Annotated in this window: 21 protein-coding genes; 7 read left to right on the top strand and 14 right to left on the bottom strand. The window is 46.6% G+C overall.

The annotated features are described in order from the left end of the window. Window positions 1-406 precede the first annotated feature (406 nt). Both KTH89_RS01785 and KTH89_RS01780 read left to right on the top strand, forming a co-directional pair. A complete protein-coding gene (locus KTH89_RS01785) occupies window positions 407-1,702 on the top strand; it encodes a TrkH family potassium uptake protein (protein ID WP_158344211.1) in 1,296 nt (431 codons plus the stop codon). 54 nt (window positions 1,703-1,756) lie between these two features. Beyond that, window positions 1,757-2,422, top strand: coding sequence for a potassium channel family protein (locus KTH89_RS01780; RefSeq protein ID WP_158344271.1), 666 nt, complete (start codon window positions 1,757-1,759; stop codon window positions 2,420-2,422). 31 nt (window positions 2,423-2,453) lie between these two features. Here the strand turns inward: KTH89_RS01780 and KTH89_RS01775 are convergent, their stop codons facing one another. Next, window positions 2,454-3,530 carry an acyltransferase family protein gene (locus tag KTH89_RS01775; RefSeq protein WP_238720400.1) on the bottom strand — a complete coding sequence of 359 codons (1,077 nt, stop codon included), beginning with the start codon at window positions 3,528-3,530 and terminating at the stop codon, window positions 2,454-2,456. A gap of 226 nt (window positions 3,531-3,756) precedes the next feature. Here KTH89_RS01775 and KTH89_RS01770 point away from each other — a divergent pair, with 226 nt between their 5' ends. The 4 genes from KTH89_RS01770 (at window position 3,757) to KTH89_RS01755 (ending at window position 8,544) form a co-directional block, all read left to right on the top strand. Beyond that, a complete protein-coding gene (locus KTH89_RS01770) occupies window positions 3,757-4,194 on the top strand; it encodes a MarR family winged helix-turn-helix transcriptional regulator (protein WP_238720399.1) in 438 nt (145 codons plus the stop codon). Between the two features lie 56 nt (window positions 4,195-4,250). Then, window positions 4,251-5,999 carry an ABC transporter ATP-binding protein gene (locus tag KTH89_RS01765; RefSeq protein ID WP_158344213.1) on the top strand — a complete coding sequence of 583 codons (1,749 nt, stop codon included), beginning with the start codon at window positions 4,251-4,253 and terminating at the stop codon, window positions 5,997-5,999. Further along, complete coding sequence (locus tag KTH89_RS01760) at window positions 5,977-7,794, top strand: ABC transporter ATP-binding protein (protein WP_238720398.1); 1,818 nt, start codon at window positions 5,977-5,979, stop codon at window positions 7,792-7,794. Before KTH89_RS01765 ends, KTH89_RS01760 begins: the two co-directional genes overlap by 23 nt. A gap of 147 nt (window positions 7,795-7,941) precedes the next feature. Continuing rightward, window positions 7,942-8,544: a DUF4317 family protein gene (locus tag KTH89_RS01755; RefSeq protein WP_158344272.1), complete on the top strand. Its 603-nt coding sequence runs from the start codon at window positions 7,942-7,944 to the stop codon at window positions 8,542-8,544. A gap of 6 nt (window positions 8,545-8,550) precedes the next feature. Here the strand turns inward: KTH89_RS01755 and KTH89_RS01750 are convergent, their stop codons facing one another. Beyond that, on the bottom strand, window positions 8,551-9,606 hold the full coding sequence (locus KTH89_RS01750; protein ID WP_158344215.1) for a tyrosine-type recombinase/integrase: 1,056 nt from the start codon (window positions 9,604-9,606) through the stop codon (window positions 8,551-8,553). A 498-nt stretch (window positions 9,607-10,104) separates the two neighbouring features. Then, the gene (locus KTH89_RS01745; RefSeq protein ID WP_238720396.1) at window positions 10,105-10,461 is read right to left on the bottom strand and encodes a LysM peptidoglycan-binding domain-containing protein; all 357 of its coding nucleotides are present in this window, start codon (window positions 10,459-10,461) and stop codon (window positions 10,105-10,107) included. A gap of 248 nt (window positions 10,462-10,709) precedes the next feature. On the opposite strand from KTH89_RS01745, the gene lexA reads away from it, so the two are divergent. Then, window positions 10,710-11,327, top strand: a complete 618-nt coding sequence (gene lexA / locus KTH89_RS01740) for a transcriptional repressor LexA (RefSeq protein ID WP_158344217.1) — start codon at window positions 10,710-10,712, stop codon at window positions 11,325-11,327. Window positions 11,328-11,414: 87 nt separating this feature from the next. On the opposite strand, the gene rsfS is transcribed toward lexA, so the two are convergent. From rsfS to KTH89_RS01685, 11 genes are all read right to left on the bottom strand, one after another. Further along, window positions 11,415-11,783, bottom strand: a complete 369-nt coding sequence (rsfS, locus tag KTH89_RS01735) for a ribosome silencing factor (RefSeq protein WP_238720392.1) — start codon at window positions 11,781-11,783, stop codon at window positions 11,415-11,417. 18 nt (window positions 11,784-11,801) lie between these two features. Beyond that, window positions 11,802-12,455 (bottom strand): bis(5'-nucleosyl)-tetraphosphatase (symmetrical) YqeK, encoded by a 654-nt coding sequence (yqeK, locus tag KTH89_RS01730; RefSeq protein WP_158344219.1) that lies wholly within the window; start codon window positions 12,453-12,455, stop codon window positions 11,802-11,804. Between the two features lie 12 nt (window positions 12,456-12,467). Next, window positions 12,468-13,100, bottom strand: a complete 633-nt coding sequence (gene nadD, locus KTH89_RS01725; protein ID WP_158344220.1) for a nicotinate-nucleotide adenylyltransferase — start codon at window positions 13,098-13,100, stop codon at window positions 12,468-12,470. Window positions 13,101-13,154: 54 nt separating this feature from the next. Then, window positions 13,155-13,445 (bottom strand): ribosome assembly RNA-binding protein YhbY, encoded by a 291-nt coding sequence (gene yhbY, locus KTH89_RS01720; RefSeq protein ID WP_158344221.1) that lies wholly within the window; start codon window positions 13,443-13,445, stop codon window positions 13,155-13,157. Window positions 13,446-13,454: 9 nt separating this feature from the next. Continuing rightward, the gene (obgE, locus tag KTH89_RS01715) at window positions 13,455-14,750 is read right to left on the bottom strand and encodes a GTPase ObgE (protein WP_158344222.1); all 1,296 of its coding nucleotides are present in this window, start codon (window positions 14,748-14,750) and stop codon (window positions 13,455-13,457) included. 156 nt (window positions 14,751-14,906) lie between these two features. After that, complete coding sequence (rpmA, locus tag KTH89_RS01710) at window positions 14,907-15,191, bottom strand: 50S ribosomal protein L27 (RefSeq protein WP_158344223.1); 285 nt, start codon at window positions 15,189-15,191, stop codon at window positions 14,907-14,909. 4 nt (window positions 15,192-15,195) lie between these two features. Beyond that, complete coding sequence (locus tag KTH89_RS01705; protein WP_158344224.1) at window positions 15,196-15,528, bottom strand: ribosomal-processing cysteine protease Prp; 333 nt, start codon at window positions 15,526-15,528, stop codon at window positions 15,196-15,198. A 2-nt stretch (window positions 15,529-15,530) separates the two neighbouring features. Continuing rightward, window positions 15,531-15,839 carry a 50S ribosomal protein L21 gene (gene rplU, locus KTH89_RS01700; RefSeq protein ID WP_158344225.1) on the bottom strand — a complete coding sequence of 103 codons (309 nt, stop codon included), beginning with the start codon at window positions 15,837-15,839 and terminating at the stop codon, window positions 15,531-15,533. Between the two features lie 315 nt (window positions 15,840-16,154). After that, window positions 16,155-16,922, bottom strand: coding sequence for an enoyl-CoA hydratase/isomerase family protein (locus tag KTH89_RS01695; protein WP_158344226.1), 768 nt, complete (start codon window positions 16,920-16,922; stop codon window positions 16,155-16,157). A gap of 20 nt (window positions 16,923-16,942) precedes the next feature. Further along, complete coding sequence (locus tag KTH89_RS01690; protein ID WP_238720391.1) at window positions 16,943-18,058, bottom strand: acyl-CoA dehydrogenase family protein; 1,116 nt, start codon at window positions 18,056-18,058, stop codon at window positions 16,943-16,945. 147 nt (window positions 18,059-18,205) lie between these two features. Further along, the gene (locus tag KTH89_RS01685; protein WP_238720496.1) at window positions 18,206-19,183 is read right to left on the bottom strand and encodes a LysR family transcriptional regulator; all 978 of its coding nucleotides are present in this window, start codon (window positions 19,181-19,183) and stop codon (window positions 18,206-18,208) included. Window positions 19,184-19,195 lie beyond the last annotated feature (12 nt).

Genomic DNA, 19,195 nt, shown 5'->3' with positions numbered 1-19,195 from the left:
CATATAGTTATAAAAAATAGTAGCGCTCGAAAAAGCCTCGCTGACTATTTTTCATGCATCGCACGTAAGTGCCTAAAATACAGGCACTAAGTGCTCATAGCAATAAAAAATAGTAGCGCTCGAAAAAGCCTCGCTGACTATTTTTCATGCATCGCACGTAAGCGGCTAAAAAGCAGCCGCAAGTGCTCATAGCTATAAAAAATAATGTATGTATTGGAAAGAAGCGCCATGGAACAGGTGGATTGTGAAGCGGACCCGTACGACAACTTCATATTCTTAAATATAATTTACAGGCATAGACTGTGCTGAATCAACGCACCGGTTATGCCTTTTTGCGTGCCCAAAGCTTTTCTAAAAATTAAGAATTTCTAAAATTAAGCATCAGGAATAAAGGGGAGTGAGATCTATGATACATTTTCTGAAAAAACAATCGCCGGGGCGGCTGATTACCATGGGATTTGCAGCCGTCATATTGTTAGGGGCCCTGCTGCTCATGCTTCCGTGCGCGGCCAATGAGGGGGTAAAGGTGAACTTCATCGACGCGTTGTTTACTTCTACCAGCGCGGTATGTGTTACCGGACTGATCGCCATCGATACGGCGGATCATTTTAATGTATTCGGCCGGACCGTCGTGGCGCTGCTTATACAGATCGGAGGCCTGGGGGTTACTTCGGTCGGGGTCGGTTTCATCCTGATGGCCGGAAAGCGGGTCGGGCTCAAAGGGCGTATGATGGTGCGGGAAGCGATGAACATGAATACATCCAAGGGTCTGATCCGGCTGGTAAAATCGATCCTGCTCATGACCTTGTGTTTTGAAGCGGCCGGGGCGGTCTTAAGCTTCTTTGTATTTGTCCGGGATTATCCTCCGCTTCAGGCGCTGGGCATCAGTTTATTCCATTCCGTGGCGGCATTTAACAATTCAGGCTTTGACATACTGGGAGGATTACATAATCTGATTCCATATCAACATAACGTGATGCTGAATCTGATCACCAGCGGCCTGATCATTTTCGGCGGCCTGGGATTCCTGGTCATTCTGGATGTGATCAAAAAACATTCCTTTAAAAAGCTGTGCCTGCACTCCAAAGTGGTGATTACCACCAGTGCCGTATTGCTGGTGTTAGGAACCGTCCTTTTAAAATGTACGGAAGATATCAGCTGGCTGGGAGCCTTTTTCCAGAGTGTATCCGCCCGTACGGCCGGTTTTTCCACCTATCCCATCGGGACCTTTACGAATGCGGGCCTGTTTGTCCTGACCATACTGATGTTCATCGGCGCATCCCCCGGTTCCACCGGAGGCGGAATCAAGACAACCACGCTGTTTACCCTGCTGCTGACTGCGAAAAGCGCAGCGACCAATCAGCACTGCCTGGCGTTTCACAGGAAAATATCCGACGAGGTCATATCGAAAGCTTTTATCGTGGCTTTTTTATCCCTGCTGGTCGTCAGCCTGGGTACCCTGGCGCTGTGTGTCTGCGAACCGGAATATTCTTTTATACAGATTTTATTTGAGGTGACATCGGCGTTCGGTACCGTCGGTCTCTCCACAGGCATTACACCCGACCTGGGCGTGGCGGGGAAACTGATTTTAATTCTGACCATGTTTATCGGAAGACTGGGAGCACTTACAATTACCTCGATCTGGGTATTCAAGACCACCTCGAATGTCAGATATACCGAAGAACTGATTACCATCGGTTAACCGGAATGAAAAATTCGTAATGATAAACTCAACGAAAGAAAGGAATGGGTTAAAATGAAAGGAAAAGAGACGTATTCATATGGAATCATCGGACTGGGCAGATTTGGAACCGCACTGGCAAAAACCCTGTCAGAGGCCGGAAAAGAAGTGGTCGTTATCGATCACATGGAGTGCAAGGTAAGGGAACTGCGCCAATATACAGAAAACGCTTTTGTCTCTGAGGATCTGAGCAAAGAAGTATTAGAGGAGATCGGAATCCAGAACTGTGATACCGTCATCGTCTGTATTGGAGAGAAGATCGATACCAGTATTCTTACCACATTAAATGTAGTAAGTCTGGGCGTGCCGCGGGTGATCGCCAAGGCCATCAGTCCGGAACAGGGGGAAGTTCTGGAAAAAATAGGCGCAGAAGTGGTATATCCGGAGCGGGATATGGCGCTGCGTCTGGCCAAACGGCTCTTAACCAACAATATTCTGGATTATATCAATCTGAACAATGATGTGGAGATCACGGAAATCAGCATTACCCAGGCGGTCGAGGGTAAGACCGTCCTGGAACTGGATCTTCGTAAAACCTACGGGCTCAATATCATTGCGGTGGAGCACGACCGGCTCACAGACACGGAGATTGGACCGGACTACCGATTTCAGCGGGGAGATATCATCGTAGTCATCGGTAAAACGCAGAATGTGAAGCGGTTCGAACAATATCTGTCGTAGCAGGGACTGTCTGGAGCGTGTGTGTGAATGGTTACTTTTTTTTACTTATGCCAAATAGCAGATTGACATATGGAATCCTTCTGACTAGTTCATAACATAAAATAGTAACTGCTAAGGATAACAATACAATCAATAAGAATTTTCCCCAAATTCCGATTGATAACTGTACGGCAAAGAATGCAATTATAACCAGTACATTTAAATGAAGAATATAAATGGGGAAAGAAGCGCTGGTAAAATATCCGCTGATTTTGTTTGCAAAGTTCAGATATGACTGTCCGTACCCCAGCAGGGTTAATATCATCGTCCAGCCATATATGACAAACAGCCCTGTTTCCAGCTCATTTCTCAAATGGGCAAAGCAATAGAGATATGTATAAATAATCCCCGATACTATGGACAAGATCAAACTTATAAAACGGTACTGTTTCAATTTTCGCTGGATTTCTTCATCATATAGAATAAAGTAACCGAAAAGATATAACATGAAGAACTGGCCTAAGCTTTTCCCGCCAATATTCAATACATGAAGCATGAGCCATTCCGGTATAAATAGAAGCAGGATTCCCCCATATGGTAATTTGCCCGCGGGAATGTCCGGCATTGCTTTTTTCCGTACCATTATTACCGACAATGAAAGCAATGCTATTATGAATAAGTACAGCAAAAACCAAAGATGCGCCGGAGTGAATCCTCCTTTATATCCTGTTAAATCCGTTGCTTTTTGAAAAAACATGATGTATTGATGCAAATATGTTCCCTGATAATTATTAAAATATATTTCAGAAATATATGTGACAGCCGGTATAAGAAATAACAGTCCAAACAGGAAGGGTACCATAAGCTTTTCAAACCGTTCCGCAACGAATTGTTTGTTTGAACGCTTTTTCAGCGCATAATTACTGCTTATCCCAGCAAGAACAAAGAGAAGCGCCATAAACCACGGATAAATAAACGTTGAAAAAACATACATGGGCCGGCTTGTAAATTCCCAGATATAAAAGCCGCAATATTCCCCTCCGCTCCAAATCTGTGCAGCATGAAAAGGGAAAAGCAATAAGATGGTTAACCAACGCAAATTATCAATATAGTGTTTTCTCTCTAACATTAGTTGCACCTTTTCCTCAATTATAAGTGATCGTCAGATTTTGCCTGATTATATTTTAGTATTATTTTGCCGTATATCCCGGAATTATTCAACCTCTAATTTTTTAAGATGTCTATTTGGGCTATTTGGGTGAGCGCTGGTGAGCGCCGGAAAAAAATCTTTACATATAGTCTAATAGTTAGTATACTAATAATTAGGCTACTAATTCGAGAAAGGATACATGGATATGAATCGTATAAAAGATTCCCTTCATTTGTTGATATTTAAAACATTCCGCGCACAGCGCAATAAAATCAGGCCGAAGCTGTCCGTGATCGGGCTGTCGGTGGGGCAGCCTAAGGTGCTGCAGTATCTGTCGGAGCACACGGAATGTATGCAGAAGGATCTGGCCAATTATTGCGACGTGGAACCGGCAACCATATCGAAAATGCTGGATACCATGGAAAAAAACGGGTTGGTAAAACGGGAGGACCGAAAAGAAAACCGCAGGGCGTTTAGAATCGTGCTGACAGAGGAAGGGGAACTGCGGCTGGCGGCTTGGGAGGAGATTTGCAGGAGCGTGGACGCGGTCAGCCTGAATGGATTTACCCCGGAGGAAGAGCGGCAGTTTAAAGACTACCTGTGCAGAATGTATGAAAACCTGACGGGAAAAGTACTGGAGTAATCGTATGCCTGAACTTACGCATACATATGTAATAAAAACGGAAAGGGGAAAAGCTTGTGCTTCGGCGTTACTTAAAATATTTTCATAACTATAAGAAATATCTGATAATCAGCTGTATCTGCGTAGTGTTGGAAACCACCTTTGAGCTGATTATTCCGATGCTGATGGCCAATATTATCGATATAGGGGTGGCTAATGGGGATCTGTCCTACATTTTCCGCAGAGGCGGTGAGATGGTATTCTGTGCGCTTTTGTCCCTGCTGCTGGGAATTTTGTACGCCAGATTCGCGGCGCTATCCGGGCAGGGCTTTGGGGCGGAATTAAGAAAAGAGGAATTTCAAAAGCTACAGGAATTTTCATTTGGAAATATGGACCGGTTCTCCACCTCTTCGCTGGTGACCAGGCTCACCAGCGACGTTACGATTCTTCAAAATGCGATCAGCAATGGCATCCGTCCCACGGTACGGGGGCCACTTATGCTGATTATCGCGCTGGCGATGTCCTTTTGGATTAACGCCAGGCTGGCCCTGGTTTTCGTCGTGGCCCTGCCGGTTCTGGGCGTAGCTCTGGTCCTAATCATCCGCCATCTGCGGCCCATGTACGGAAAAATGCAGCGGGCGGTGGATCTGGTAAACCGTACGGTCCAGGAGAATCTGATCGCTATCCGGGTAGTCAAATCTTTCGTCCGCGGGGACCATGAAATCCGGAAGTTCCGGAATGTGAATGAAGAGCTTCAATCGGCCAGTGAAAGAGCCTTCCACTATGCGGTGTTAAATATGCCCTGTTTTCAATTTGTCATGTACGGGACAATTATCGCAATCCTCTGGTTCGGCGGGAACCTGATTACGGTCGGAGGCATGCAGGTCGGGGCGCTGACGGGATTTTTAAGCTATGTATTACAGATCCTGAATTCCCTTATGATGCTCTCAAATGTGTTTATGATGCTGACCAGAAGTATCACCAGCGCGGTCCGGATCGAGGAGGTTCTGGAGGAAAAAAGTGAAATCACGGACGAGAATGTAAGGGAGATCGAAGTCAAACGAGGAGACGTGGATTTTGAGAATGTCAGCTTCAAATACAAGACGGACGCGAAGGAATACGTTCTGAAAAATATTCATCTGCATATGAAGGCGGGACAGACGATCGGAATTATCGGAGGTACCGGCGCCGCCAAATCCACATTGGTTCAGCTTATTCCCAGACTGTACGAGGTGACCGACGGAGCTGTGAAAATCGATGGGATTGACGTGCGGGAATATCCTATGCAGCATCTGCGGGATGCGATCGGCATGGTACTGCAGCGAAATACATTGTTTTCCGGTACGATTCGGGATAATCTGAAATGGGGAAATGAAAACGCGGATGATAGAGAGCTTTTAAGAGCCTGCGAGATCGCCTGCGCGGATGAATTTATTTACAAAATGCCGGAAGGGTTAGACACCGATCTGGGCCAGGGGGGCGTCAATGTATCCGGAGGACAGAAACAGCGGCTGTGTATTGCCAGAGCCTTGTTAAAAAAGCCCAGGATTCTGATCCTGGACGATTCCACCAGCGCGGTGGATACCGCAACGGAACAGAAGATTCGAAAGGGGCTCAACCAGGAGCTAAAGGATACTACGAAAATCATTATCGCCCAGCGGATCAGCTCGGTAAAGCATGCCGATCAGATTATCGTGCTGGAGGACGGGGAAATCAACGCGGTGGGAACACACGAAACGCTGTCCGCCTCGAACCCGATCTACCAGGAAATCTACTATTCACAGCAGGAAGGAGCGGAAGAGAATGGCCAAATTAGTTGCGTATAAAAAGCCCAAGAACGTCCGGAAAACTCTGAAACTTCTGTTCCGTTACCTGCGAAAGCACCTGATCGCTTTCGTGGCAGTGACGGTAATGGTCATCCTATCCGCCCTGGCCAATCTATACGGCACCTATCTGTTAAAGCCGGTCATCAATCAATATATCGTCCCCGGCAATATTCCGGGACTGATCCGAATGCTGCTGTTTATGGGAGCCGTCTATCTCACAGGGGCGTTATGCACCTTGGGTTACACGCAGCTGATGGTGAAAACCGCGCAGCAGGTGGTGAAGGAGATCCGAAGCGATCTGTTTCAGAAGACCCAGAAGCTGCCGGTGGCTTATTTTGATGCGAAGACTCACGGGGAACTGATGTCCCGGTTTACGAATGATATGGATACGGTTCAGGAAGGCTTAAACAACAGCTTTACAATGATTATCCAGAGCTTTATTATCACGGTAGGCACCTTAGTCATGATCGTGGTACTGAATGCCCGGCTGTCCCTGATTGTATTTATTGCCTTTATCTGCATGTTTGCGTTTATCCGATACAGCAGTAAAAAAAGCCAGCAGTATTTTAATGAACAGCAGAAGTATCTGGGGAATCTGAACGGATTTATTGAGGAGATGGTGGAAGGCGCTAAGGTGGTAAAGGTCTTTAACCATGAAGATCAGAATATGGAAGAGTTCATACGCAGAAATGAGGAGCTGCGCAAAGCTTCCACATCGGCTTTGACCCACGGGGGCCGGATGGTTCCGGTGGTGGTCAGCATATCTTATTTAAATTACGCGGTATCGGCTTGCATCGGCGGTTTGTTCGCCATCGGCGGGCTGATGGATCTGGGAAGCCTCTCCAGTTACCTGGTCTATGTAAGACAGACGGCGATGCCGATCAACCAATTTACCCAGCAGATGAATTTTATCATGGCCACGATCTCCGGCGCGGAACGGATCTTCGAAGTGATGGAAGAGGCGGAGGAGTTAGACCGGGGTAAAGTCACGCTGACTCAGGCACACACGCAGCCGGCGTGGAAATGCCCGCAGCCGGACGGCAGCTTTGCGCTCCGGCCGCTGCGCGGGGATGTCCGTTTTCATGATGTGACCTTTGAATATGTAAAAGGACAGCCGATCCTGCACGATATAGATTTGTATGCGAAGCCCGGACAGAAGATTGCGTTCGTAGGTTCCACCGGAGCCGGAAAGACCACCATCACAAACCTGATTAACCGTTTCTACGAGATTGCAGAGGGAAGTATTACTTACGACGGGATCGATATTAAAGAGATCCGGAAGGATGATTTGAGGCATTCCCTGTCCCAAGTTCTGCAGGATACCCATCTGTTCACAGGAACGATCGAGGAGAATATCCGCTATGGAAAACTGGACGCTTCCTATGAAGAGGTGGTGGCCGCGGCTAAGCTTGCAAATGCGGATTCCTTTATCCGGCGTCTGCCAAACGGCTATCAGACCATGCTTCACAGCGACGGGGCGAATCTGTCCCAGGGACAGCGCCAGCTGCTGTCTATCGCCCGAGCGGCCATCGCCGATCCTCTGGTGCTGATCCTGGATGAGGCGACCAGCTCGGTGGACACCAGAACGGAAAAGCTGATCGAAAAAGGAATGGACCGGCTGATGCGGGGGCGGACCGTATTTGTGATCGCCCACAGGCTTTCTACTGTGCGAAACGCGGACGCGATCATGGTTTTGGAAAACGGCCGGATCATTGAGCGGGGGGACCATGATGATCTGCTGAAGCAGAAGGGACGGTACTATCAATTGTATCACGGGATGTTTGAACTGTCGTAGAAAAGTGGTAAAATGGAAGAGAAGTGAAATCAAAAAGAAAAGCGAAATCAAACAAATATTTCAGAGGGGACATTTATGATAAACAATGACGCAGCTAAGAACGCAGCTAAGAAAATGCCGAAAACGGAGAAAATCAACCGGGAAGATATGCTGGAGCTGACCAGACGCATGACGCTGTCGAGGAACTCTATGACAAGGATTGCCGGAAGCTATATGGATGCGGACGGGATAATAGACGGTACATTTAATACGAATTTTCTAAAGCTTACGCCTGTGGAAAAGGGAAAGAAGCTCGCGCTTGCGAAGGAAATCCCCTTTTCCGGTACAAACGAAAACTTAAAGCGGTACAAAATCCCGGAAGATTCCTTAAAACCCGGCGGCATGTGGCAGCTGCTCATGGCAATGAAAACCTGCGGGCTGAAGGATGATGCGTTGATGGAGACCTTTTATGATCTGATCGCGGAAAACTATCAGGCGGAACATGATTATGCGGTTTTGGTGTTTCATGACCGGTATGATATCCCGGCCAAGGCGTCCGACCATGAAAGATTGTGGGAATCAGAAGAAGTGTTTGAATACATGATCTGTGCCATCTGCCCGCTGAAAGGCGATTACGAGCCGGAGAAGCCGGAATGTGGTTTCCTTTTCCCGGCTTTTTCGGACCGATGTGCAGATCTGCATGCGATCGACATATTTCAGGCAGATACCAGAAGGCCTCATACAGAATTATGGAACCTATTAGGACTGTAATTTCCGCTAACTTTCCCGAAGTTTAACGGCAGATGCTGCCTTGCGGCGCCGGTTTTCGTCAATTGCCGCGTAGTGTTTCCGGGTGGTATTGACATCTTTGTGGCCCAGTACATCCGCAACCAAATAGATATCGCCGGTTTCCTGATATAGCGTGGTGCCATAGGTGCTGCGAAGCTTATGAGGAGTGATTTTTTTCATAGGCGTAATCTGGCGGGTATATTTTTTAACCATATTTTCAACAGCCTGCACGCCGATCCGTTTGCGCTGTGTAGACAGAAACAGGGCATTTTCATGTCCCGGCAGCGGAGTTTGGTTATCTCTGGAATTCTCCAGAAATTCCTTTAACGCGTGTTCCACCTCGTCGCCGAAATAGACGACCATTTCATTTCCGCCTTTTCGGACGACTTTTATTCCATTATTTTTAAAGTCCACATCGTTTAAATCCAGCCCCACACACTCGGATACACGGATACCCGTACCCAGAAGCAAGGTTATGATCGCCAGATCCCGATATTTTGTTTTTTCATAATAAGCCTTTCGCTGGCCGGTCAGTTCCGATCCGCAAGTCTCCACGTAGTCCAGCAGGGATGCCACCTCGTCGGGGTCCAGGCGGATGATGGCCTTTTCATGAAGTTTCGGCATATCTACCAGCAATGTGGGATTTGTCTTAATTAATTGCCGTTTGAAATAATAGGTATAGAAACTTCTCAGGGCGGACATTTTCCTGGAAAGGCCTTTTTCCCCGTTGGTGATTATTTTAGAATCGCCGTCGTATACTTTGAGATATTCCTGGTATTCTTCAATATCTACCGCCTCTAATTGATCCAGATCCTCAACCTTAAAGTCGGATGGACGGTAATTTTTGTATACGGGGTTGTTCTCCATCAGAAAATGGAAAAAAACTCTCAGGTCATAGGCGTATGAAATTCGCGTTTTTGTGGAGGTGGTTGGCTCTATGGCCCGGAAGTAGTCCTTGGCAAATGGCGGGAGAGTTTTGAGGATTTCACGCAGCTTTAGCGTATTGTTGACATTTGTCTGTTCATGATAGGTCATGGTATCCATAATGTTTCGCCCTTTCTGAAATAAGATGATAGATTCCGGTTTATTTGTTTACTTAGTGAACGGATTCTATAAACTAATTATTATGTGATGCGGAGACAGGTATATGTTATATTAGAATGAGGTTTAAGAGTTCCGGTTAAATGGATTGCTTGCTTGGGAACTGGGAAAATGTATTAATTTCATTTATTATACCAGATGAGGTCACTTTTAGCAATATCTATTTAATAAATCTGTATTTGTCGTATAGATTGATCTATGCTTCTACCAGCACTTTTTTGTATCTAGTCACGCCGCAGTATGTATTATGTTATATTAGACGGTTTTAACATCACTGAAACGTAATGCTCTGCCTTGAAATATATGTAAGCCTCCACACAAGCTACCTTTAAAAATAATAATAGAATATAGAAATAAACAGCCCAAGTATTTTACCTGGACTGTTTATTTCTTATCAACGCAAAACCTTGCAATTGATAAAGCACCATAAAATTTATCAGATTATCGGATATACTCATTAGAATAATAAGGAACTGTTATAAACTGTCCGGCTTGAATGTATTCGTTATCCAGATGGTTCATGGAAACCAGTTCTTTCATATAATAGTCCAAGGATGGATATTCTTCCGAACAATACTCCTGAGCGATGCTCCACAAGGTATCACCGGACTCCACCCGAATACTTTTAAAATATTTATAAGTGACATCCGGATCCGCATGATCTTCCGCTTTTACCGACACGCCAAGACTGATGGATAAAGCAGCCAGCAAACAAAACGAAAATACCAGAATGCCAAATTTCCTGATCAAGATGCGGTGATTTCTTAACCTATTACTACTCTTCTTACGATTCCTCATAACAACTGCCCCCTTAAAACCGAACGTATGATACGAACAAATGTTGCGAACGCACGTTCTTTATATGACTATTATAATAATCGAACAGTTGTTTGTCAAGAGGATGAGAAAGAAAATCGAACAGATATTCCGAAAATTTGTTTGCTATTTTAAATATATCATGTTATGATAAATAAAAATAAGGCTGATTCTTATTATAATCGATATAAGAGTTCGAATATCCGCAGAGACACAGGAGGTAAAACGAAATGGGATATGGAAAGATCACGAAAAAGCAGAATGAGATTTTAGAATACATAAAGAATGAGATCTTGAACAAAGGGTATCCGCCTGCTGTACGGGAAATATGCGAGGCGGTTCATTTGAAGTCCACTTCTTCCGTTCATTCACATCTGGAGACATTGGAAAAAAATGGATATATCCGCCGCGATCCCACGAAACCCAGAGCCATCGAAATCATTGATGATAATTTCAATCTGGTTCGCCGGGAAGTTGTGAATGTGCCGGTGGTCGGTACGGTTGCTGCAGGATCTCCGATTCTGGCAGTTGAGAATATTGAAAATTATTTTCCGATTCCCACCGAATATATGCCGAATGAAGAAAGTTTTATGTTGAATGTAAAAGGCGACAGTATGATTAATGTGGGGATCTTTAACGGGGATCGCGTGCTGGTGCAGAAGCAGCACACCGCGGAGAACGGCGATATCGTGGTAGCTCTGGTAGATGATTCCGCCACGGTGAAAACTTATTATAAAGAAGACGGCTACTATCGCCTTCAGCCGGAAAATGATTCTATGGAGCCTATTATTGTAACGGAAGTTGAAATCTTGGGTAAAGTATTCGGAGTATTCCGGCTTTACTCCTGAATTATCAAAAATCAAGGGAGATAACACGCAAACAGTGTATCTCCCTTTCTTTCTCATAATTTCCGAGCTAAATCTCTCTGACTGTTCTCAATCTTCTTTCAGATCGGTAACTTCAATCGTTCTTCCGTCCCGCCAGATCCGTTCCAGATCATAGAACAGACGGTTTTCGGGATCAAAGATATGAATAATAATATCGCCGTAATCCAGCAATACCCAATTGGCCGTATTGTATCCCTCCTGGTGCTTCATATCATATCCGGCCTGATGGAGAACTTTATCTACATTGTCGACCAGAGCCTGGATCTGATTTCTGTTCGTTCCGTTTGCGATAATAAAGTAATCGGCCAGAACACTGACCTGAGAGATGTCGATGATCCGGATATCCTCCGCTTTTTTCTCTTCCAGTGCTACACACGCCAGCTGTGCCATTTCCCTGCTGATATTTTTTTCGCTCATACTAGTCTCCTTTCGCTTTTAGTTTGGGAGCAAATCGTTCATTTCATTTTCTTCCTGCTGTTTTTTAATATAATTTATGACATCGTCCGAGGAATGTTCGAATTCCTCCTTGTAATATTCATATGCTTTCTGCGTCATGGGATCGATATCCCCGCCGCTTTCCGTCAGATATTTTAAAGTGTCCTTTAATATCTGGAATAACGCCAGGTTAATGTCCTCGAACGCCATTTTACGCACCACGCTAAGGTTGGCGGCTTTATAGCGCTGCGGTTCGATATAATCGGCGATATATACGATTTTATCCAGCATCGACATGTTGGGCTTCCCGGTTGTATGGTTGATGATGGCCTGGATAATCTCTTTGTCCTTGATTTTATACTGATTCATAGCCAGAAACGCTCCGACTTTTGCATGGAGCAAAAAAGGCGTTTTCCGTTCCACATCGGTCATCTGGATGTTATGCTTGATGCAAAGCTGAAGCTTCTTCTCGTCCGGAATACATTTGGCACAGTCGTGAAGCAGACCGGCGACCTGCGCCTTTTTTATATCATATTCATAACGCATAGCCAGCGCCGCACAGGTGTAGGAAACCCCTAACGTGTGCTCGAAACGGTCGTCGTCCAATACCTTGCGAAGCCGTTTTGTATATTTTTTGATATCGTAGTCTTTCATTTGCAACACCTGCTATCTTTCCATTTGATAAAGATGATTCCGATAGATATACCGTTCCACATCCGGCGGCACATAGTATTGGATACTTTTGTGCTCTTCCACCATCCGGCGGATCATATGGGACGAAATGTCTATATTTGGAGTCTTCAGCAGTTCGAAATTACCCTTGAACTTGGAAGACAGGTATTCCACCTGCTTTTGAAGCTCCGGATTCTTCAGATTATATCTGGTGGCCGCCAGAACCGTACAGTTTTCACAGATCCTGGCCGGTTCCCGCCAGGTCTCAAAATCAAACAGAGAATCCGCTCCCATAATAAAATAATATTCTACATGGGGATTGATATTCTTCAGAAATTCCAGGGTTTCAAAAGTATAGGAATATCCGTTGCGCTCCGCCTCGGTCAGGGATAATTCAAAATGCCGGTTATCGCTGATCGCGAGCTGAACCATCTGGATCCGATGACGGATAGGCGTATACAAGGTTTCCTTTTTATGAGGCGGGTTGCCGTTGGGCATGACCAATATTTTTTCCAGCCCATACTGGTCATAAGCCTGTTCCGCAATAATTAAGTGACCAATATGGATCGGATCAAAGGTTCCGCCCATAATACCTATCTTTTTATGTGGAGTTTGTCCTAATATCATAACTGTCTAATCCTCTTGCATGAATGCTTCGTGCACATGGGTTGCGATCGGCAGTCAGGGCAGCGCGATTTTTTTCTTTTCGTCTTTTCCCTCTTTATATAACACGATCTTTTTCCCGATCACCTGTACTACCTGGGAACGGGTACGCTCCGCTATCATGGCAGCCAGTTCTCTTGGGTCGTCGAAACAGTTCTTCAGTACGCTGATCTTAATCAGTTCCCGGGCATCCAGGGCTTCCTGAATCGCTTTTGTGCTTTCCGGCGTCAGACTGTTTTTACCGACCTGAAAGACCGGATCTATTTTCTGAGCCAGGCTCATAAGATATGCTCTTTGTTTGCTGGTCATAAGTTCCTCCTATTTATAATAATCAAATTCCAGGCTGTACATACGGACCGTGTCCCCCTCCTGGATTCCCGCGTTCTCAAGATCGGTTAAGATACCGCTTTCCTTCAGGAAACGCTGGAAAAATGCAAAGCCTTTTTCCGAGTCCAGATTCGTATAGCCCAGCATACGCTCGATCTTAGGGCCTTCCACAAGATAGACGCCCTCTTCCTCTTCCGATTTTTCGACCGTATAAGGAAGATTGTTCTGGATACTCAGGTCTTCGGGGAAGAATTCAGGCTCAAAAACCGTAGTTTCCGTACCGATCTCATGCAGCTGTTCCCGTACATAATAGAGCAGTTCGTTCAGCCCCTGTCCGCTGACCGCTGAAATTGCGAACACACGGATTCCTTTCGGCTCAAATTCCTCTTTCAAACGCCGGATCGGATCACTGTCGTCCTGCTCATAGATCGCATCGATTTTATTGGCGGCGATCACCTGCGGTCTGGACGCGATCTCCGGGTTATAGGCCCTTAATTCTTTATTTATCGCATAGATGTCGGCTACCGGGTCCCGGCCCTCGGTGGATGCGGCATCTACCATATGGATAATCACTTTGGTGCGCTCGATGTGCCGTAAGAACTCATGGCCCAGGCCGACGCCCTCGGAAGCTCCTTCGATGAGCCCCGGGATATCGGCGATAACGAAGCCGTCCCCGTCGTCAAAATCCACCACTCCCAGATTGGGATTCAACGTGGTAAAATGATAGTTGGCGATCTTGGGCCGGGCATTGGTTACCCTGGACAGCAGGGTGGATTTTCCCACATTGGGGAATCCAACCAGGCCCACATCAGCGATTACCTTTAGCTCCAGCTGCACCATCAATTCCTGTGCCGGCTGGCCTGGCTGCGCATATTTGGGAACCTGCATGGTAGCGGTGGCATAGTGCATATTTCCCTGTCCCCCGCGCCCGCCTTTTAATACGACCTGACGCTTATTATCCCCGGACATATCGGCCACGATTTTTCCGGTACTCTCTTCCCGGATGATCGTCCCGGCCGGTACCTTTAAAATGATATCCTGGCCGTCTTTCCCGTGACAGCGGCGTTTTCCGCCCTCTTCTCCGTCGACGGCGGCGTATTTTCTCTTATGCCTGTAATCCGTCAACGTATTCAGGCCTTCGTCCACCTCAAAGATGACATCTCCGCCGCGTCCGCCGTCGCCGCCATCCGGCCCGCCGTTGGGAACATAGAGTTCTCTGCGGAAGCTGACATGGCCGTCGCCGCCTTTGCCGGATCGGATATATATTTTTGCACGATCTGCAAACATAGTGCCTCACCTCGTTTCTGATATTGTTTATTATACCCTATTTTTATATTTTGGCATTTTTTGATTTAAATTTCAACTAAAGTTTCTCAAGCGAAACCGTATCCTATGGAATAAGAAAAAAGACCTCAAATCGCTGATTTGAGGTCTTATGGTCAATTATTTAGATACCGGAACGACAGAAACTTGTTTCTTGTCTCTTCCTTTTCTTTCAAATCGAACGATACCGTCTGATGTTGCAAACAAGGTATCGTCGCCTCCACGTCCAACGTTTACACCAGGGTGAATCTTTGTTCCACGCTGTCTGTAAAGAATGTTTCCGGCTTTTACAAACTGTCCGTCGGCTCTTTTGGCGCCAAGTCTCTTGGACTCGGAATCACGGCCGTTCTTTGTGGAACCTACCCCTTTTTTATGAGCAAAGAATTGAAGGTTCATCTGAATCATGGTATTACACCTCCTTGAAATTCAATCGGATATAACCTCGGTTATAATGTTGAGCCTCAACCGCTTTCAAACCCAATACCAGAGCATCCATCAGCAGAGCTGCCTGACTGCCCGGCGTCTTATTGAATTTTACGGCCATCAAACCTCTGGATTCATCGGTTTTACATTTCAATGTCTCTTCTGTCAAAGATTCAATCGCATTGAATGTATTCGTTATCAGCACGGATACCGCAGCACAGACCACATCACTTCCGTAACGGGCCGCACCGGCATGTCCCAGCGCTTTCAGACCAACATAATCCTTATTTTTGTCTTTATAAATCGTTATTCGAATCATGATTAAGCATTGATCTTATCGATCTTAAGCTCGGTATACTGCTGTCTGTGACCGTTTTTCTTATGATAACCGGATTTTCTCTTGTACTTGTAAACGATAACTTTTTTTGCTTTGCCATCGCCTACAACGGTAGCATTTACAGTTGCACCGTCTACAGTGGGATTTCCGACCTTCAAACCGTCATTGCTGACTGCGAGAACCTGGTCAAACGTATAAGTAGAACCAGCTTCAACACCGAGTTTTTCTACACGGATAACATCGCCTTCTGCTACTTTGTACTGTTTACCGCCTGTTGCAATAATCGCGTACATATTGGCACCTCCTATATCCATTACTCGCCAACTGTGGTGGATGAGATTTTATTTAAAAAATACCATCACTTATAACCTCGTTGCGCGGCACACTGGTATAGTCTACCATGATTTGGTATCACTGTCAAGGTGTTTTCCCGCTTTTCCGCTTTTTCGGGTGCTAACGCAAAAAGCACCTGCCTGCGTTCCATAGGCTTTTATTTTACCATGAACTATTTGAAATGACAACGGTTATACGGAAAAAGGCCGGTTGGTAATCCAATATCATGATCTAAATGACATTCGGTTACCAACCGGCCTTTTTATCTCTGTCGTTTATTTTTTGCTCTTTGCAGCCATCCAGGCTTTGGCCGCCTCGGCTCCGACTCCGATCTTTGAGATGTAGTTCATGTAGTCTCGCTCGGCGATCAGGCCTCTTTCGTTGGTCATGTCCTCCGAGATGTCGGCCACTCTCTTTACAACGGCCAGCATTTCCACCGGCATCATGGCCAGCTTTCCGGCCAGTATCAGGATTTCTTCCAGAAGTTTGTCTGCGGGTACTACTTTCTGGATCAGCCCCAGCTGGAAGGCTAGCTCCGGTGTGATGGGATCGCCGGTCATGGCCAGATATTTGGCCCATTTGGCACCGGCGCACTTGGCTACTTTGGAGATCCCGCCGCAGATGGGAATCGCTCCGATCTTGATCTCGGGGAGCGCAAGCTTTGTGCCCTCTGCCACATAGATCATGTCGCACATGAGGGCCAGTTCAAAGCCTCCCCCCATGGCTACTCCGGAAACCGCGGCGATGACCGGTTTTTTGCACCGGGAGATCTCTCCGACACATTCCTGCATCAGCGCGGTCCAGACGTCCCCGTCGGTGACCGCGCCGCTGGTCATGTATTTGATATCGTCACCGGCCGAAAATGCCCGCTCGCTTCCTTTGAGAACGATTACACGGATGGAGGGGTCCTCTCCGGCCTCGATGACGGCAGCCTTGATTTCCTGGAAGGATATATTGTTAAATGCATTCAGACATTCCGGGCGGTTTAAAGTGATGACTGCGATCTTATCCTGTTTCTCATAGATTAATGTTTCGTATGACATTCTTTTATAACCCCTTTCTACTATCTTTTATCCTGTTTCGCCAGCTTTTTGGCGATCAGATCGTATTGAATATCGGAGGTCAGATCACCGACGGTAGTGCCCATGGCGTCTCTCATATAGTGGGCGATGCCGGTGTCTTCACAGTAGCCGAGGCCGCCGTACAGCTGGACGCATTCTCTGGTACAGTCCACTGCGGTTTCCGTTACAAAGGCCTTTACCATGCGGATCAGCGTATTGTCCGGTCGGTTTGCCTCGATCAGGGTGGAAACGTCATTGATGAAGGAACGGCATACTTCGATCTTGGTCTTGATTCTGGCCAGCTTATGAGCGGCCACCTGCATCTCGATGATCGGCCGCATCTTGTTGGTACGGACATTCAGATATTCCCGGGTTTTTTCATACGCGCCTTCCATCGTTCCAAGGGCTACGGCCGACATATGCAGATAACCGGCGGCTAAGTTCGGCAGATAACTGGAAACGATCAGCTGGTCGGACACGGGGATGCGTACATTATGTAAAGTGATCGTTCCGTTGCTGGCTCCGTTCATCCCCATTTTGCGCTCAATATGTCCGCTGCCAAAGCCGGGGGAATCTTTCTTTACAAAAAAGTCGCAGGGCTTTCCTTCACACAGGCCGGATACCATATAGTAATCCGCCGCGTGGGAATTCGTTACGAATAATTTGGTTCCGTTCAGAACGAACTCGTCGCCTTCCCGGACCGCTAAAATAGGCCACTCTGCCATATTCAGCACACCGGCCGGATCGGTCTGGGCGATGGCCCCTACTTTTTCTCCGCTGATTAATGGTTTGATATATTGCTTATGCTCCGGATTTGCGCTGCAGCAAAGGAACAGGGGAAGGGTCATGCTGACCATCATACTGCATCCTAAGGCAGGGCACTCCTTGGAGATTTCCTCCAGAATCAGCAGCGAGGAATTGATGTCCAATCCCGCTCCCCCGAATTCTTCCGGGACATCTGCGCCGATAAAACCTAACTCACCGCAGCGCTTGTTCAGGTCAAAGGGAAAGGTATTGGCCAGATCCACTTCCATCGCGCGGGGACGGATCTCTTCCACCGCAAACTGGCGCACGGTCTGCATAATTAATTGCTGTTCATCTGTTAATACACGCCCCATAACATAAAAACCTCCTTCTTTTCGCTTATTCGTTTTGCCTGTTTTACACATGAAATATGTGAAAATCCTGTCAAAACAATTATATAGCGAAAAGAAGAAGGTGTATAATACTCGAAACTTGTATGTGCCATAGGCGAAAGATATACCCTATCTGGCTTCCGGCACAGGCACAAATTGATATAGATTGGTATGTTTGTACTTCCTGGCGATTTTTTTCATGCAGTCGAGAAAACCGCATTCCGGTATGGAATATTCCCTGCCCTTTCTGCTGATTACACCGACGATGAGGGACTCGTTCAGATCGGCGATTTGACGTACCTTTACAAGGCCCATCTGGACAAAAACATTATTGATGGCAAAGGAATTGGGCAGAACCGCGATCCCGTGGTTGCTGGCCACCAGGTTCTTGATATTTTCACTGTCATTCAACAGGTATATGGACTGGCTGCCGTCCGGATGACTGATGTTGGCAAAGGAATTTCCGTTCAGGACCGTATTGTAACGGAAATCGTCATAGGTTATGATCGTCTCCTTCTCCAGATCCTTCAACGTGATATATTCTTTGTCCGCCAGCGCGTGATTCTTATTGACAAAAGCGCAGATGCCGTTGGCAAATAAGGGGCTAAAATGAAGATCCGCATCTTTCATATGCTGCTCGTACGTTTCCCTGTACTTTGCGCCGATCCCCAGAATCCCGACAAAAGCGGACGTATCCGCCAGACCGTTGATCATGTCGATGTTCTTTTGCTCCACCACTACCAGATCTATTTTCGGGAAACGTTTCTTCATCTCGAACATGGTCTCGATAATCAGCCAGTTACAGAACAAAGGGACGCACAGCACCTGCAGGGTAGCCACCTGATTCGCCACCTCATTATAAGAGATCGCCATAATATCATCCACTTCCCCCAGCACCTTCCGGGCTTTCTGGATGATCTGCATTCCGAATTCCGTGGCCGTCACACCATCCCTGCCGCGTTCAAACAAAGAAGCGCCCAATTCCTTCTCCAGACTGGATATCGCGTTGCTAAGAGAAGGCTGCGACATAAATAATTTCTTAGCCGCCCTGGAAATGGATTTTTCCTCGTACACCGTTAGAATATAACGCAACTGCTCGATCCGCATCTCTTTCACCCC

It is taken from the genome of Diplocloster agilis (assembly GCF_019042275.1).
Taxonomy (GTDB): domain Bacteria; phylum Bacillota; class Clostridia; order Lachnospirales; family Lachnospiraceae; genus Diplocloster; species Diplocloster agilis.
The sequence above is the reverse complement of the archived record's forward strand: the minus strand, read 5'-3'. Positions and strand labels throughout refer to the sequence as shown.

Bases quoted from the DNA above. Each gene is read 5' to 3' on its own strand.
- KTH89_RS01690 (WP_238720391.1), bottom strand. From the start codon at position 18,058: ATGGGGCGTGTATTAACAGATGAACAGCAATTAATTATGCAGACCGTG.
- KTH89_RS01760 (WP_238720398.1), top strand. From the start codon at position 5,977: ATGGCCAAATTAGTTGCGTATAAAAAGCCCAAGAACGTCCGGAAAACT.
- lexA (WP_158344217.1), top strand. From the start codon at position 10,710: ATGGGATATGGAAAGATCACGAAAAAGCAGAATGAGATTTTAGAATAC.
- KTH89_RS01755 (WP_158344272.1), top strand. From the start codon at position 7,942: ATGCTGGAGCTGACCAGACGCATGACGCTGTCGAGGAACTCTATGACA.
- obgE (WP_158344222.1), bottom strand. From the start codon at position 14,750: ATGTTTGCAGATCGTGCAAAAATATATATCCGATCCGGCAAAGGCGGC.
- KTH89_RS01705 (WP_158344224.1), bottom strand. From the start codon at position 15,528: ATGATTCGAATAACGATTTATAAAGACAAAAATAAGGATTATGTTGGT.
- KTH89_RS01770 (WP_238720399.1), top strand. From the start codon at position 3,757: ATGAATCGTATAAAAGATTCCCTTCATTTGTTGATATTTAAAACATTC.
- KTH89_RS01685 (WP_238720496.1), bottom strand. From the start codon at position 19,183: ATGCGGATCGAGCAGTTGCGTTATATTCTAACGGTGTACGAGGAAAAA.
- KTH89_RS01780 (WP_158344271.1), top strand. From the start codon at position 1,757: ATGAAAGGAAAAGAGACGTATTCATATGGAATCATCGGACTGGGCAGA.
- KTH89_RS01775 (WP_238720400.1), bottom strand. From the start codon at position 3,530: ATGTTAGAGAGAAAACACTATATTGATAATTTGCGTTGGTTAACCATC.
- KTH89_RS01695 (WP_158344226.1), bottom strand. From the start codon at position 16,922: ATGTCATACGAAACATTAATCTATGAGAAACAGGATAAGATCGCAGTC.
- KTH89_RS01750 (WP_158344215.1), bottom strand. From the start codon at position 9,606: ATGGATACCATGACCTATCATGAACAGACAAATGTCAACAATACGCTA.
- rsfS (WP_238720392.1), bottom strand. From the start codon at position 11,783: ATGAGCGAAAAAAATATCAGCAGGGAAATGGCACAGCTGGCGTGTGTA.
- rpmA (WP_158344223.1), bottom strand. From the start codon at position 15,191: ATGATTCAGATGAACCTTCAATTCTTTGCTCATAAAAAAGGGGTAGGT.
- yqeK (WP_158344219.1), bottom strand. From the start codon at position 12,455: ATGAAAGACTACGATATCAAAAAATATACAAAACGGCTTCGCAAGGTA.
- nadD (WP_158344220.1), bottom strand. From the start codon at position 13,100: ATGATATTAGGACAAACTCCACATAAAAAGATAGGTATTATGGGCGGA.
- KTH89_RS01745 (WP_238720396.1), bottom strand. From the start codon at position 10,461: ATGAGGAATCGTAAGAAGAGTAGTAATAGGTTAAGAAATCACCGCATC.
- KTH89_RS01785 (WP_158344211.1), top strand. From the start codon at position 407: ATGATACATTTTCTGAAAAAACAATCGCCGGGGCGGCTGATTACCATG.
- yhbY (WP_158344221.1), bottom strand. From the start codon at position 13,445: ATGACCAGCAAACAAAGAGCATATCTTATGAGCCTGGCTCAGAAAATA.
- rplU (WP_158344225.1), bottom strand. From the start codon at position 15,839: ATGTACGCGATTATTGCAACAGGCGGTAAACAGTACAAAGTAGCAGAA.